This is a genomic window from Agromyces zhanjiangensis, assembly GCF_040496055.1.
Classification (GTDB): Bacteria; Actinomycetota; Actinomycetes; order Actinomycetales; family Microbacteriaceae; genus Agromyces; species Agromyces zhanjiangensis.
Genome location: NZ_JBEPKB010000007.1, coordinates 85,923 through 100,411 on the forward strand (window position 1 = coordinate 85,923; position 14,489 = coordinate 100,411).

The window sequence follows — 14,489 nt, forward strand, 5'->3', positions numbered from 1 at the left end:
CGAGAGTGTGGTCATCGCGCCTGGCGGGCGCTGCCACGAATGAGAGTTCTGGTGAACGGATGCCGCGCGGCATCCGCTGCGCCGATCGTCGGTAGGTCACGAAGACCCGCGATCGGCGGGAAGGCCCTACTCGACCGTGATGCCCATCGAGCGAGCGGTGCCCGCGATGATCTTCGACGCGGCGTCGATGTCGTTGGCGTTGAGGTCGGCCATCTTCGTCTCGGCGATCTCGCGAACCTGGGCGGGCGTGATCTTGCCGACCTTGGTGGTGTGCGGGACGCCCGAGCCCTTGGCGACGCCGGCGGCCTTCTTGATGAGCTCGGCGGCGGGCGGGGTCTTCAGGATGAAGGTGAACGAGCGGTCCTCGTAGACCGTGATCTCGACGGGGATGACGTTGCCCCGCTGAGCCTCGGTGGCCGCGTTGTAGGCCTTGCAGAACTCCATGATGTTCACGCCGTGCTGACCCAGGGCCGGGCCGATGGGCGGGGCCGGGTTGGCGGCGCCGGCCTTGATCTGAAGCTTGATCAGACCAGTGACCTTCTTCTTCGGTGCCATGATTTCTCTCTTTCTGTTCGAACGCCCCGAGCGGGGCACTCTCCCGCGATGCCGGCGGATCCGGTCGCGGTGGCCTGTCGTGCGATGTGTCCTGGACGCAGCACAACCCTCCGATGATACCGGAGGGTTGCTGCGGGGGCCCTGTGAGCCCTTAGAGCTTGGTGACCTGGTCGAAGCTGAGCTCGACCGGGGTCTCGCGCTCGAAGAGCGACACGAGCACCGTGAGCTTGCCGCTCTCGGGCTTGATCTCGCTGATCGTGCCGGGCAGGCCCGCGAACGAGCCGTCCTTGATCGTGATGGTCTCGCCGATCTCGAAGTCGACCTCGGCGGGGAGCTGGCGCGCGGCGCCGCCCGTGGCGGCACCCTTCGCACCCTTGGAGGGCGCGACGTCCTTGATGTCGACGAGGCTCTTCAGCATGTTGAAGGCCTCCTCGAAGCGGAGGGGGGTCGGGTTGTGGGCGTTGCCCACGAAGCCGGTCACGCCGGGCGTGTGGCGGATGACCGACCAGCTCTCCTCGTTGAGCTCCATGCGGACGAGCACGTAGCCGGGCACGCGAACGCGCGTGACCATCTTGCGCTGGCCGTTCTTGATCTCGACGACATCCTCCATCGGCACCTCGACCTGGTGGATGTAGTCGGCCATCGCCATGGTCTCGCGGCGCTGCTCGACGTTCGCCTTCACGCGACGCTCGAAGCCGGCGTAGGAGTGCACGACGTACCACTTGCCCGGGAGGAAGCGCAGCTCGTTGCGGAACGCCTCGTAGGGGTCGTGGTCCTCGTCCTCCTCGGTGACGGCGTCGAACGCCGCCTCGGCCTCGTCGGCGGAGTCGACCTCGAGGGCGTCGTCGACGACGGCGTCTGCCTCGGGGTCGGTCGCCTCGGCGATCGCGTCGAGGACGGCGTCGAGGTCGACGTCGTTGCCCTCGTCGTCGACCACGTGGACGGCGCGGTGCTCGGCCGGCTCGACGGAATCCTCGTCGCGCTCGAGCGAGTTGCCCTCCTGCGCCTCGTCCTCTTCGGAGGACTGCTCGGCAGCGGTCGCCCAGTCGACGTCCTGGCGCTCGTTCTTCGACACTTCCTCAATCCTTCTTTCTGCCGTGCCGCCGGAACCCGGCGGGCAGGTGTCGGGCCGACGGCCCGATCAGACCCCCGGCGTTCCGAAGACGAACACGACCAGCCACGAGAAGAGCTGGTCGAGCCCATAGACGATCGCCATCATGATGGCCACGAAGACCAGCACCACCGCGGTGAAGCTCGCCAGCTCCTTGCGCGTCGGGGTGACGACCTTCTTCAGTTCGCCGATGACCTGTCGGATGAACAGGGCGATCCGGGCGAAGGGGTTGCGCCGCGCCGCGCTCTCGCGCTTGGCATTGGCGACGACTTCCTCGCTGGGTTCGTCGAGTACTTTCCGGGCCACCTCGTACACCTTTCATGGGCCGGCCTTCGCCGGCCGGCTCGCAGGGCGGACAGGACTCGAACCTGCAACCTGCGGTTTTGGAGACCGCTGCTCTACCAATTGAGCCACCGCCCTAAGCGATCCGGCTGGCCGGATCACCTCGGGTCGAAGCCGCTTCGATCGACGATCTCGATGGGTGTGTCACCCGCCGAGAAGGCGCGTTCGATCTTGGCTGACTTCAACAACCTCACCAAGTGTATGCGACGCGGGAAGGTGCACCAAACCGTGGCCGGCTTCCGCCGGAGCGCGGCGCTCGGACCGAGGACACGGGACGTACGTCCCTCGCCCTCGATGGCGACCGGCGTATCGTGATCCACGTGACCGCTTCGGCGGGCCACGCAGGGTTTCAGGGAACGCGCCTGTGGGGGCAGGCGCCGGACGCCGCGGCTCGGGGGAACAACCGCCGCGGCGTCCCTTCCGTTCCCGTGGAGATCCGCCGCATGTCCGGGTCCGCGGATCGGCCTCGCACGCCGCCTCCGGGACGATCGGCGGCGACCGGACGATCCGTCCGGACGCGCGTCCGCGAGCGGGCGTTCCCCCGCTGACGCGCACCGTCCCGCGCAATAGGCTGGAACCGTGACCGATCAGCGCCGTCTCTCCGCCCGCATCTCCGCCATCGCCGAGTCCGCGACCCTCAAGGTCGATGCCAAGGCCAAGGCCCTCCAGGCCGAGGGGCGACCGGTGATCTCCTACGCCGCCGGCGAGCCCGACTTCCCGACGCCCGCGCACATCGTCGAGGCCGCGCTCGAGGCGGTCGGCGATCCGCGCAACCACCGCTACACGCCCGCGGCCGGCCTGCCGGACCTGCGTGCGGCGGTCGCCGAGAAGACGCGTCGCGATTCCGGCCTCGAGGTCGGCGCGAACCAGGTCGTGGTCACCAACGGCGGCAAGCAGGCCGTCTACCAGGCCTTCCAGGTGCTGCTCGACGAGGGCGACGAGGTGCTGGTCCCCACGCCCTACTGGACCACCTACCCCGAGGCGATCAAGCTCGCCGGCGGTCGGCAGGTCGACGTGTTCGCCGGCTCCGAGCAGGGCTACCTCGTCACGGTGGAGCAGCTCGAGGCCGCGCGCACCGAGCGCACCCGCGCGCTGCTGTTCGTGTCGCCGTCCAACCCGACGGGTGCGGTGTACCCGCCCGAGCAGGTGAAGGCGATCGGCGAATGGGCGCTCGAGCACGGCATCTGGGTCGTGACGGATGAGATCTACCAGAACCTCACCTACGCCGAGGACCCGGAGGCGGCGCCGCCGCGGGCGCTCTCGATCGTCGAGGCCGTCCCGGGCCTCGCCGACCAGGCCATCCTCGTGAACGGCGTCGCGAAGACGTATGCGATGACCGGGTGGCGCCTCGGCTGGATGGTCGGCCCCGCCGACGTCATGAAGGGCGCCGCCAACCTGCAGTCGCACCTCACCTCGAACGTGTCGAACATCTCGCAGCGTGCGGCGATCGCGGCCCTCACCGGACCGCAGGAACCGGTCGAGGAGATGCGCCGCGCGTTCGACCGGCGTCGCCGCACGATCGTCGCCGAACTGTCGAAGATCGTCGGGATGACGGTGCCCGTGCCCGAGGGCGCCTTCTACGTCTACCCCGACGTGTCCGGCCTCCTCGGCCGGGAGTGGGCCGGGGTGACGCCGACGACGTCGCTCGAGCTGGCCGACCTGATGCTCGAGCGCGCGGAGGTGGCGGCGGTGCCCGGCGAGGCGTTCGGCCCCAGCGGCTTCCTGCGCTTCAGCTACGCGCTCGGCGACGCGCCGCTCCTCGAGGGCGTGCAGCGCCTCCAGGAGCTGTTCTCCTGACCGGCATCCCGCCGATGGATCGCGCGGCGCGGCGCACGCCCGAACCCCGGAGCAGCGCCGACGTCGTCGGCGAGCACTCGCAGTACCGACTCGACCTCGAGCGCGTGCGCTTCTCGCCGTACTTCTCGCGGCTGTCGGCGGTGACTCAGGTCATCGGGCAGCCGGGAGCCGGGCCGCTCATCCACAACCGGCTCACGCATTCGATCAAGGTCACGGCGGTCGCTCGCGCGATTTCCGTGAAGATGACGGATGCCGCGTCGCCGACGCGCGGGTTCGCGCTCGCGCACGGCTGCGACGCCGTCGTCGTGCAGGCCGCTGCGAGCGCGCACGACCTCGGCCATCCGCCGTTCGGGCACCTCGGCGAACGCGTGCTCGACCGCCTCGCTCGCGACACGCTGGGCCTGCCCGACGGATTCGAGGGCAACGCGCAGACCTACCGGATCATCACGACGCTCGACGTGAGCGAGGTCGCGCCGCGCGGGCTCAACCTCACGGCCGCGGTGCGGAGCGCGGTCGCGAAGTACCCGTGGACCCGCCACGTGGACGTCGCGGATCTCGGCGACGGACCGCTGCCGCGCGGGTTCCGTCGCACGGACCGCGGCGTCGACGTGCTGAAGTTCTCGGCCTACGGGATCGACGCGGCCGACCTGTACGAGGCCCGCGACGGGCATCCGCCGCTCCGGCAGTCGCTCGAGTGCTCGATCATGGACATCGCCGACGACATCGCGTACTCGATCCACGACGTCGACGACTTCCACCGCGCCGGTCTCCTCGGCCAGGGCGCCGTGGCACGCGAGTTCCGCGGCTGGATCGAGTCGAGCCTGCAGCTGCGCGACCTCGACGACGACGAGCTCGCGCGGCGCAGCGCTCCGCCCGGCAGTGCGCTCGAGGCCCTGCGCCGGAAGCTCCACGCCTCCGACCCGTGGATCGCCGGCGACGAGGCGTTCCGCGCGGCGGTCGGCGTGGTCGCCGACGACCTCGTCGACGGCCTGCTCGCGAGCCCGTTCGACGGCTCCATCGCGGCGGAGCGGGCGCTCTCGTCGTTCACGAACCGCTGGATCGACCACCTGCAGTCCTCGGTCGTGCCGACGCCCGAGGGCGTCATGCGGGCCGGGCTCGTCACCCTCGACGAGCGGGCATGGCACGAGGTCGAGATCCTGAAGTTCGTGCACCGGCACTTCATCCTCGACCGGTCCGACATCGTGATGTACCAGCGCGGCCTCAGCCGCGTGATCACGCGTGCGGTGAAGGGGCTCACGGCGTGGCTCCGCGACGAGGACGACCGGGATCGCGTGCCGCTGCGGCTGCGCGAGCTGGTCGAGATCGCGACCGACGGGTACGCGCAGCTGCGCGCGTCGCGCCCCGAGGCCGTGCCCGTGCCCGAGGCGTCCGAGGTGACGGCGCTCGGCGTGGGACGAGGGGTGGTCGACTACGTCGCGTCGCTCTCGGACGACCAGGCGCTCGCGGTCTCCGAGGCCATCGACGGACGCCCCGACCGGCTCTGGGACATCGGCCAGAACCTCTGATCAGCCCGGGGAATCGTCCGGCACGCCGCACCGGTGACCAGACCGGCCGGTGTCGGGTGACCGCACCGTGCGGTGACGACTGACCGGTTCAGCCGGTCACGTCGGGGGCGCCGGTTCGAGCGCGCGTCGCGCGTCGCGCGTCAGGCCGTCGGCGATCGCGTCGAGGAGCGGCGAGCCGAGGTTCCACTGCTGCCAGTGCAGCGGGACGTCGACGGGCGGTCCGCCGAGCGCGACGAGCCGGCCGTCGGCGAGTTCGTCGTCGCACTGGAAGCCGGGCAGGAGCCCCCAACCCAACCCGAGCTTGACCGCGGTGGCGAAGTCGTTCGAGGCGGGCACGAAGTGCCGTGGAGGGTCGGCGGCGTCCGCCCCGATGTACCGCAGGTACTCGCCCTGCAGATCGTCGCGCCGATCGAAGTCGACGCGCGGCGCGGCGGCGAGCGACGCGGCATCCGCTCCATCGGGGCACCATCGTGCGAGCCAACCCGGCGTCGCGACGGCGGTGTAGCGCATGACGCCGAGCGGGCGCACGAGGCATCCGGCGACCGGAGTCGCCTGCGAGGTCACGGCGCCCATGACGGTGCCGGACTCGAGGAGGCCCGCCGTGAAGTCCTGGTCGTCGCGATGCAGGTCGAAGACGACTGCGTGGGTCTCGGCGATGCGCGCGAGCGCGGGCAGGAACCAGGTCGCGAGCGAGTCGGCGTTGACCGCGAGCGGCACCGTCGTGGGGCGGGCGGATGCCGCGTCGTCGCCGCCGAAGGCGGCGAGCGCGTCGTGCTCGAGCAGCGCGAGCTGTCGCGCGAGGCGCACCACCGCGGCGCCCGCTTCGGTGGGGCGCACGGGCTTCGAGCGCACGACGAGCACGCGGCCGAGGCGCTGCTCGAGCTGCTTCACGCGCTGCGAGACCGCCGAGGGGGTGACGCGCAGCTCGGCGGCGGCGGCCTCGAACGTTCCGCCGTCGACGACCGCGGCGAGGGTGCGCGCGAGGTCGAGCGGAACCTGCATGAAGCAATGCTAATGCTCGTGAAGAATCCTGAGCTGGAGTTCAGCATTGTGGCGACCTAGCGTCGAGGGCGTGGATCTCTCCGTGCTCGCCGCCGGCCTCGGCCTCGGCTTCTCCCTCATCGTCGCGATCGGCGCGCAGAACGTGTTCGTGCTGCGCCAGGGCATCCGACGCGAGCACGTGTTCGTCGTCGCCGCGATCTGCACGGTCTCCGACGCGCTGCTCATCGTCGCCGGCGTCGGCGGCATGGGGGCGATGCTGCAGGCGATGCCGTGGCTCGTGGGCGTCGCCCGCTGGGCGGGGGCGCTCTTCCTCGTCGGGTACGCGGTGCTCGCGGCGCGGCGCGCGCTGCGCGGGACGGACGAGGGCCTCGTGGTCGAGGACCCCGCCGATGCCGGCGGCCTCGGTGCGGGCCCCGTCGCGCCCCCGTCGACGACCGGCACGGCGACCACCGCGCTTCGCGCCCGCACCGCGGTGCTCCCCGTGGTGCTGACCTGCCTCGCGCTGACCTGGCTGAACCCGCACGTCTACCTCGACACGGTCGTGCTGCTCGGGTCCGTCGGCGCCACGCACGGCGACGCCCGCTGGACATTCGCGCTCGGCGCGGCGATCGCGAGCGCGGTGTGGTTCTTCGGACTCGCCTACGGCGCGCGACTGCTCGGCGGCGTGCTCGCGAGCCCGCGCGCATGGCGCGTGCTCGACGGCATCATCGCGGTCGTCATGCTCGCGATCGCGGTCTCGCTCGTGCTCCCCGCCTGAACGGGGGATTGCGGACCGCGGCCCGACCCGTGCTAGCGTGTCCGCCATCGTGAGCTCCAACACCTGTCGCTGCTGTCGCCGCTAGGCGATCGTCCTCCCCGACGATCCCAGGGCGCGATTCCTCACGCGCCGCCGACCGCAGCCCAGCTCACGCCGCATCCGACGCGTCCGCGTCAGCCCAGCGGCATCCGTCTCAGACCCGCTCACTCCCGACGGGGGCGACGAGACCGGATGCCACGGGGCCGACGTCGAAGGATGCCGGGGCCGCATCGTCGGCGCACCACCCTCCCGGCACCTCGAAAGGACCAGCACATGTCCGGCATCCCCGTCCTCGACCTCTCCCTCCTCAACGGCACCCCCGAGCAGCAGGAGTCCTTCCGCGACGACCTCCGCCGCGCGACCCACGAGGTCGGCTTCTTCTCGCTCGTCGGCCACGGCGTCCCGGCCGAGCTCATCGACCGCGCCTACGAGGTCGCTCGCGCGTTCTTCGCGCTGCCCGAATCCCACAAGCTCGCGATCGAGAACGTCAAGAGCCCGCACTTCCGCGGCTACACCCGGATGGGCGGCGAGCGCACGCTCGGCCGCGTCGACATCCGCGAGCAGATCGACATCGGCGCGGAACGCCCCGTGGTCCCCGTCGCGCCCGACACCCCCGACTACCAGGTGCTGCAGGGCCCGAACCTCTGGCCGGACTCCCTGCCCGAACTGCGCGAGGTCGCCGAGGAGTGGATCCGGCGCCTCGACGAGGTCGGCACCCGGCTCCTCCGCGCCTGGGCGGAGTCGCTCGGCGCGCCGGCCGACGCCTTCGACGCCGCGTTCGCGACGCCGTCGCCGTACATGAAGGTCGTGCGCTACCCCGGCGTCGAGGCCGAGCAGCCCGCGCAGGGCGTCGGCGCGCACAAGGACCTCGGCGTGCTCACGCTGCTCTCGGTCGAGGAGGGCAAGGCCGGCCTCCAGGTCGAGAAGGACGGCGAATGGATCGACGTCACCCCGCCTCCCGGCTCGTTCGTCGTGAACATCGGCGAACTCCTCGAGATCGCCACCGGCGGCTACCTCAAGGCGACGCTGCACCGCGTGGTCTCGCCGGCACCGGGCACCGAGCGCATCTCGATCCCGTACTTCCACGGCCCGTCCCTCGACGCGACCATCCCGACGATCGACCTGCCGCCGGCGCTCGCCGCCGAGGCCGCGGGGGTCACCGACGACCCCGCCAACCCGCTGCACGCGGTCTTCGGCGAGAACTGGCTGAAGAGCCGCCTCCGCGCCCACCCCAACGTGGTCGAGGCGCAGCACCCGCGCCTGCTCGTCGGCGCCTGAGCGAGCGGATGCCGCGTCCCCGCGCCTGGCGGGCGCGGCATCCGCTGAGGAGGTGTCGAAACCGGGTTCCCCCGTTCGTCGTACGTGCGTAGCGTGACCGAGAGAAGGGATTTCCGTCATGGAGTACGCACTGTTCTACGCCGAGGGCGCCGACGCGCTGCCCTACGTGCCCGCCGACGACAACGTGGGCGACTGGGTGGACGACGTCGAGGCGCGCGGCGTCTCCGAGTACGGCGAGCGGCTGCGACCCGAGCAGGATGCCACCACCGTGCGCGTGCGCGGCGGCGAGGTGCTCGTGGTCGACGGACCGTTCACCGAGTCGAAGGAGTCGATCGGGGGCGTCGACGTGATCGACGCGCGCGACCTCGACGAGGCGATCGAGATCGCGTCGAAGCATCCGGTGGCCTCGTTCGGCCGCGTCGAGATCCGGCCGTTCGTGCGATGGCCCGACGCGGACCCGGACGCGCGGATCGTGCCGGCCGACCTCGCCGACCGGCCCGCGCGGGGCCGCCGGTACCTCATGCAGGTGGTCGTCGAACCGGGGGGCGACCGCAGCGCCCCGGCCGACGGCCGCACCTCCGAGGAGCACCTCGACGCCTGGGTGACCGAGATGGACGGCCGCGGGGTGCGCCTGTTCGGCGAGGTCCTCCGTCCGCCCGCCGACGCCACGTTCGTGCGCCGCCGGAACGGCGAGGTGCTCGTGACCGACGGCGGGTTCGCCGAGGCGAAGGAGTGGGTCGCCGGCTTCGACCTCATCGAGGTGCGCGACCTGGCCGAGGCGATCGAGGTCGCCGCGAAGCATCCGATGGCTCGGGGCGGCGCGATCGAGCTGCGGCCGATGTGGCCGTTCGACGTGCGCGAGGACCCGCTCGAGCGGGATGCGCGCGAGCGCGCCGACCGGTTCGTCCGGCTCGAGCCCGCGGCCGCCGAGGCGCTCGCCGGAGCGGGCCTCTGACGGGCGAGGATCGCCGGACGACCTCGGGCGAGGGCGGGACGGACCCGCTCCCGCCTGAGGTCGCCGCAGCGCTCCGCGACGCGTACGCGTCGGAGTGGGCGAGGGTGGTCGCGACGCTCATCCGCGTCACGGGCGACTGGGACGTCGCGGAGGATGCCGTGTCCGGCGCGTTCGCGCGCGCCGCCGAGACCTGGCCGCGCGACGGCGTCCCGCGCACCCCGGGCGCGTGGCTCACGACGGCCGCGCGCAACCTCGCGCTCGACCGGCTGCGCCGCCGCGGGGTCGAGTCGGAGAAGGTCAGGGAGTGGGTCGCGATGGAGGAGCTCTCCGGCAGGGCGGGCGGGCCGCCCGACCCGGCGGACGTCGCGGGCGACGCGCTCGCCGGCGAACCCGAGTGGGACGACCGCCTGCGACTCGTCTTCACGTGCGCGCACCCGGCCCTCCCGATGGAGTCGCGCGTCGCGCTCACGCTCCGCACCGTCGGCGGACTCGACACCGGCGAGATCGCGCGCGCGTTCCACGTGCCGGAACCGACGATGGGGCAGCGCATCTCGCGCGCGAAGCGAAAGATCCGGCACGCCGGCATCCCGTACCGCGTGCCGACCGCCGACCTCCTGCCAGAACGGCTCGACGGCGTGCTCGCCGTGCTGTACCTCATCGCGAACGAGGGCTACCTCGCCTCGCACGGCGACGACCTGCAGCGCCTCGACCTCGCCGCCGAGGCGATCCGGCTCACGCGCCTCGTCGTCGCCCTCATGCCGCGGGCCGAGGAGGCACGGGCGCTCCTCGCGATGCTGCTGCTCCAGCACGCGCGATCGGCCGCCCGCGTCGACGCGCACGGCGACCTCGTGCCGCTGCCCGAACAGGATCGCGCGACGTGGGACGCCGCCGGGATCGCCGAGGGACTGGCGCTCCTCGGGCCCGCGGCGACTCCGACGGCGGGCGCCGGCCGGACGCCGGCCGGCCCCTATCGCCTGCAGGCGGAGATCCAGGCCGTGCACGCCCGTGCGCGCACGGCGGACGACACCGACTGGCGCGCGATCGTCGCCCGCTACGACGCGCTCGCGATGTTCGCCGACTCCCCGTTCGTCGCCCTGAACCGTGCGATCGCGCGCGGCATGGCGTTCGGGCCGCAGGCGGGCCTCGACGACCTCGCCCTGCTCGAGGCATCCGGCCGGCTCCGCGACTACCACCTGCTGCCCGCCGCGCAGGCCGACCTGCTCCGCCGACAGGGCGACGCGGATGCCGCGGCCGCGCGCTACCGCGAGGCCATCGCGCTCGCCCGCACGGCGCCCGAGCGCCGTTTCCTCGAGCTCCGGCTCGCCGAGCTGCACGTCGACTGACCGGGCGGCATCCACCGATCGGTGGAGGCGAAGATCGACCGCCCCACGGCTACCGGCCCGCCCCGCCTGGGAGGAGGCTCGAGGCATGGACACCACCCCAGCAGTCCGGATCCGCGGACTCCGCAAGCAGTACGGCACGGTCGCCGCCGTCGACGGCATCGACCTCGACATCCCGCGCGGCGAGACCTTCGCGCTGCTCGGCCCGAACGGCGCGGGCAAGTCGACCACGATCGAGATCCTCGAGGGCTACCGCCTCCGCACCGGCGGCGACGCGAGCGTGCTCGGCGTCGACCCGGCGCGCGGGGACCTCGAGTGGAAGTCCCGCATCGGCATCGTGCTCCAGTCGGGCACCGAGAGCGGGGCGATGACCGTGCGCGAGCAGCTCGCGCACTTCGCCGGGCTCTACCCGCGCCCCCGCGACGTCGACGAGGTGATCGCCGCCGTCGGGCTCGAGCAGAAGGCGCGCACGCGCATCGCGAAGCTCTCCGGCGGCCAGCGACGACGCCTCGACGTCGCGCTCGGCATCATCGGCCGGCCCGAGCTGCTGTTCCTCGACGAGCCGACGACCGGCTTCGACCCCGAGGCCCGACGCGAGTTCTGGGACCTGATCCGTTCGCTGAAGCAGGAGGGCACGACCATCCTGCTCACGACGCACTACCTCGACGAGGCGGCGCAGCTCGGCGACCGGGCGGGCATCATCATCGACGGCCGGCTCGTCGATGTCGGAGCCGTCCACGAGCTCGGCGGCGCCGAGGCGCGCGTGCCGATCGTCCGCTGGCGCGACCGCGACGGCGACGTCCGGGAGGTCCGCACCGAGCGACCGGCCGAGATGGTGGCCTCCGTCGCACGCGACCTCGGCACCGAACCCGCCGACCTCGAGGTCATCCGTCCGAGCCTCGAGGACATCTACCTGGACCTGGTCCGCGCCTCCGGCGCCGAGACCCGCGAGACCGAGGAGGCCCGCTCATGAGCACCACCGAACTGACGACCGCAGCCGGCTCCGCCGCCGACATCCGTCGCCCCGGGCGCCTCGCGCTCGGCGCCGCCCGCATCGGCTACGAGGTGAAGAGCTACTTCCGTTCGCCCGACGCCGTGTTCTTCACCTTCCTGTTCCCGTTCATCATGCTCGGCATCTTCACGGCCGCGTTCAGCTCGGCCGGCGACATCCAGCCCGGCCCGGGCACCGAGGGGATCTCGGTCGGCGCCTACTACCTGCCGGGCCTGCTCGCCGCGGGCATGCTGCTCTCGGGCGTCCAGAACCTCGCCATCGACATCGCGATCGAGAAGGGCGACGGCACGCTGAAGCGCCTCGGCGGGACACCGCTCTCGCCGGTGTCGTACTTCATCGGCAAGATCGGCCAGGTCTTCGTGACCGGCGTGCTCCAGGCCGCACTGCTGCTGGTCGCCGCCGCGACGATCTTCGGCATCGCGCTGCCCACCGAGCCCGAGAAGTGGCTCACCTTCGCCTGGGTGTTCGTGCTCGGCGTCGGCACCTCGGCCCTGCTCGGCATCGCGCTCTCCTCGGTGCCGCGCTCCGGCAAGTCGGCGGCGGCCGTCGTGATCCCGATCCTGCTCGTGCTCCAGTTCATCTCGGGCGTGTACCTGCAGTTCTACCAACTGCCCGAGTGGATGCAGAACGTCGCGAGCCTGTTCCCGCTCAAGTGGATGGCGCAGGGCATGCGCGCGGTGTTCCTGCCCGAGGACTTCGCGGTGCTCGAGCAGAACGAGGCGTGGGACCTCGGTTGGGTCGCCGTGGCGCTCCTGGCCTGGCTCGTGATCGGCCTCGTCCTCAGCCGCCTCACCTTCCGCTGGATCCGACGCGACGCGTGATCGCTGCGCGACGCGAGAGCCCTGTGGGAGCCTGAGTCCATGCAGAACGTGCGGTGGTGGGATGCCGCGGCGGTCGCGGTCGCGGTCGTGATCGCCGCGATCTCCCTGCTCGACCCTCCGTTCGGCGCCGACGACGTCGGCGTCTGGGCGGTCGCGGGGGCGTTCCTCCTCGTCCACCTGGCCTGGGGGCGCAGGTGCGTGCCGGTCGCGACGCCCCGCACGCACCTGGCGATCTCGATCACGTACGCGGTGCTCCTCGCGGTCGGCACCACGATCGAGCCGTCGTTCGCGATCCTGCAGGCGTTCCTGTACCCGTTCGTCTGGTCGACGTCGCCGAACACCCGCAGCGCGATCGTCGCGAACGTCGCCATCGCGGTCGCGATCGTCGTCGGCTACGCCGTGCGGGCGTGGCCCGCCGGCCTCGCGGTCGGCGCCGCGGTGGCGACGCTGTCGGTCGGCTTCAGCATCGCGCTCGGCCTCTGGATCACGCGGATCGCGCAGTTCGGCGAGGAGCGCGCGCGCCTGCTCGACGAACTGCAGGCCGCGCAGGGCCAGCTCGCCACGATGCACCGCGACGCGGGCGTCGCCGACGAGCGGGCCCGGCTCGCCCGCGAGATCCACGACACGATCGCGCAGAGCCTCACGGGCATGGTCATGGTCGCGCAGCGCACCGAGCGGCGCCTCGCCGGCGTCGACGGCGACGCCGCGGCATCCGCACGGGGCGACGTCGAGCTCATGGAGCGGATGGCGCGCGACGCGCTCACCGAGGCGCGCGGACTCGTCGCATCGCTCGCACCCATCGAATCGGACGGGGGCCTCGGTGAGGCGCTGCGGCGACTGGCAGAGCACTTCGAGCGCGAGACCGGCGTCCGGGTCTCGGTGACGACGGATGCCGCAGGGCTCGACCGGGAGCTCGAGGTCGTGCTGCTGCGCTGCGCGCAGGAGGCGCTCGCGAACGTGCGCAAGCATGCGCACGCGACATCCGCCGAGGTCGTCGTCACGACCGCCGGGACGCCTCCGGAGGTCGTGCTCGCGGTGCGCGACGACGGCGTCGGTCCGGGCGGGGCGTCGCCCGGCGACGGCGGGTTCGGACTGGCCGGCATGCGCGACCGCGTCGCCCTGGTGGGCGGGCGGCTCGAGTTCGGTGCGGGACGCGACGGCGGGACGTCGCTGCGGGTGGTCGTCCCCGCGAGCCGGGCTGAGGAACGACGCGACGAGACGGCGGGAGCCGACGCATGAGCGCATCGATCCGGGTGGTGGTCGCCGACGATCATCCCATCGTCCGTTCGGGCATCGTCGGGCTGCTCGAATCGGAACCGGGCATCGACGTGGTCGGCGAGGCCGTCGACGGCGGCGAGGCCGTGGCCCTCGCGGTCGAGCTGCGACCCGACCTCGTGCTCATGGACCTGCGGATGCCCGTGCTCGACGGCGCCGCCGCGACCGCGCGGATCCTCGCGGCCGCCGGCGCCGCCGGCACCCGGGTGCTCGTGCTCACCACCTACGAGACCGACGACCACATCCTCGCCGCGATCGAGGCGGGCGCGAGCGGCTACCTCCTCAAGGCCGCACCGCAGGAGGAGATCCTCGCCGGCATCCGCTCGGTCGCTGCCGGCGAGACCGTGCTCGCGCCCTCCATCGCGGCCAAGCTCGTCGCCCGCGTGCGCACGGGCGCGACCGCCGCCGCGGCCCCCTCGCCCGCGCTGTCGCCGCGCGAGCTCGAGGTGCTCCGGCTGGTGGCCGACGGACGGTCCAATCCCGAGATCGCCCGGGCGCTCCACATCGGCGAGGCCACCGTGAAGACCCACCTCATCCACGTGTTCGAGAAGCTCGAGGTCGGCGACCGCACGCGCGCCGTCACGCGCGCGATGGAACTCGGGCTGCTCTGAGGTCGCGAATCCCGGTCGCGCCGAGTCGTGCGCGTCGCGTGGTGCGCGTCTCGCCGGTCACGCCGCGT

The 14,489-nt window shown here is 72.3% G+C and carries 14 protein-coding genes and 1 tRNA gene; 10 read left to right on the top strand and 5 right to left on the bottom strand.

Translation table 11 applies throughout. From position 1 onward, the window contains the following. Window positions 1-126 precede the first annotated feature (126 nt). From rplK to ABME02_RS13675, 4 genes are all read right to left on the bottom strand, one after another. Window positions 127-555, bottom strand: coding sequence for a 50S ribosomal protein L11 (gene rplK / locus ABME02_RS13660; RefSeq protein WP_155050323.1), 429 nt, complete (start codon window positions 553-555; stop codon window positions 127-129). Between the two features lie 151 nt (window positions 556-706). Next, the gene (gene nusG, locus ABME02_RS13665; RefSeq protein WP_353815902.1) at window positions 707-1,630 is read right to left on the bottom strand and encodes a transcription termination/antitermination protein NusG; all 924 of its coding nucleotides are present in this window, start codon (window positions 1,628-1,630) and stop codon (window positions 707-709) included. 66 nt (window positions 1,631-1,696) lie between these two features. Next, window positions 1,697-1,972 carry a preprotein translocase subunit SecE gene (gene secE / locus ABME02_RS13670; protein ID WP_353815903.1) on the bottom strand — a complete coding sequence of 92 codons (276 nt, stop codon included), beginning with the start codon at window positions 1,970-1,972 and terminating at the stop codon, window positions 1,697-1,699. Window positions 1,973-2,013: 41 nt separating this feature from the next. Continuing rightward, window positions 2,014-2,086 (bottom strand) — tRNA-Trp (locus ABME02_RS13675). A gap of 501 nt (window positions 2,087-2,587) precedes the next feature. On the opposite strand from ABME02_RS13675, the gene ABME02_RS13680 reads away from it, so the two are divergent. Both ABME02_RS13680 and ABME02_RS13685 read left to right on the top strand, forming a co-directional pair. After that, on the top strand, window positions 2,588-3,805 hold the full coding sequence (locus ABME02_RS13680) for a pyridoxal phosphate-dependent aminotransferase (RefSeq protein WP_353815904.1): 1,218 nt from the start codon (window positions 2,588-2,590) through the stop codon (window positions 3,803-3,805). 14 nt (window positions 3,806-3,819) lie between these two features. Continuing rightward, complete coding sequence (locus ABME02_RS13685) at window positions 3,820-5,331, top strand: deoxyguanosinetriphosphate triphosphohydrolase family protein (protein WP_353815905.1); 1,512 nt, start codon at window positions 3,820-3,822, stop codon at window positions 5,329-5,331. Window positions 5,332-5,427: 96 nt separating this feature from the next. Here ABME02_RS13685 and ABME02_RS13690 read toward each other — a convergent pair whose 3' ends face one another. Continuing rightward, window positions 5,428-6,333 carry a LysR family transcriptional regulator ArgP gene (locus ABME02_RS13690; RefSeq protein WP_353815906.1) on the bottom strand — a complete coding sequence of 302 codons (906 nt, stop codon included), beginning with the start codon at window positions 6,331-6,333 and terminating at the stop codon, window positions 5,428-5,430. A 70-nt stretch (window positions 6,334-6,403) separates the two neighbouring features. On the opposite strand from ABME02_RS13690, the gene ABME02_RS13695 reads away from it, so the two are divergent. The 8 genes from ABME02_RS13695 (at window position 6,404) to ABME02_RS13730 (ending at window position 14,421) form a co-directional block, all read left to right on the top strand. Next, entirely contained in the window at window positions 6,404-7,090 is a 687-nt protein-coding gene (locus ABME02_RS13695; RefSeq protein ID WP_353815907.1) for a LysE/ArgO family amino acid transporter, read from the top strand. A 312-nt stretch (window positions 7,091-7,402) separates the two neighbouring features. Continuing rightward, on the top strand, window positions 7,403-8,407 hold the full coding sequence (locus ABME02_RS13700) for an isopenicillin N synthase family dioxygenase (RefSeq protein WP_353815908.1): 1,005 nt from the start codon (window positions 7,403-7,405) through the stop codon (window positions 8,405-8,407). A 118-nt stretch (window positions 8,408-8,525) separates the two neighbouring features. Further along, on the top strand, window positions 8,526-9,362 hold the full coding sequence (locus ABME02_RS13705) for a YciI family protein (RefSeq protein WP_353815909.1): 837 nt from the start codon (window positions 8,526-8,528) through the stop codon (window positions 9,360-9,362). 104 nt (window positions 9,363-9,466) lie between these two features. Beyond that, the gene (locus tag ABME02_RS13710; RefSeq protein ID WP_353815910.1) at window positions 9,467-10,705 is read left to right on the top strand and encodes an RNA polymerase sigma factor; all 1,239 of its coding nucleotides are present in this window, start codon (window positions 9,467-9,469) and stop codon (window positions 10,703-10,705) included. 85 nt (window positions 10,706-10,790) lie between these two features. Beyond that, entirely contained in the window at window positions 10,791-11,675 is an 885-nt protein-coding gene (locus tag ABME02_RS13715) for an ABC transporter ATP-binding protein (protein WP_353815911.1), read from the top strand. Next, on the top strand, window positions 11,672-12,535 hold the full coding sequence (locus tag ABME02_RS13720; protein ID WP_353815912.1) for an ABC transporter permease: 864 nt from the start codon (window positions 11,672-11,674) through the stop codon (window positions 12,533-12,535). The genes ABME02_RS13715 and ABME02_RS13720 overlap by 4 nt, the downstream gene beginning before the upstream one ends. A gap of 39 nt (window positions 12,536-12,574) precedes the next feature. Further along, window positions 12,575-13,774: a sensor histidine kinase gene (locus ABME02_RS13725; protein ID WP_353815913.1), complete on the top strand. Its 1,200-nt coding sequence runs from the start codon at window positions 12,575-12,577 to the stop codon at window positions 13,772-13,774. After that, complete coding sequence (locus ABME02_RS13730) at window positions 13,771-14,421, top strand: response regulator (RefSeq protein ID WP_353815914.1); 651 nt, start codon at window positions 13,771-13,773, stop codon at window positions 14,419-14,421. The genes ABME02_RS13725 and ABME02_RS13730 overlap by 4 nt, the downstream gene beginning before the upstream one ends. Window positions 14,422-14,489 lie beyond the last annotated feature (68 nt).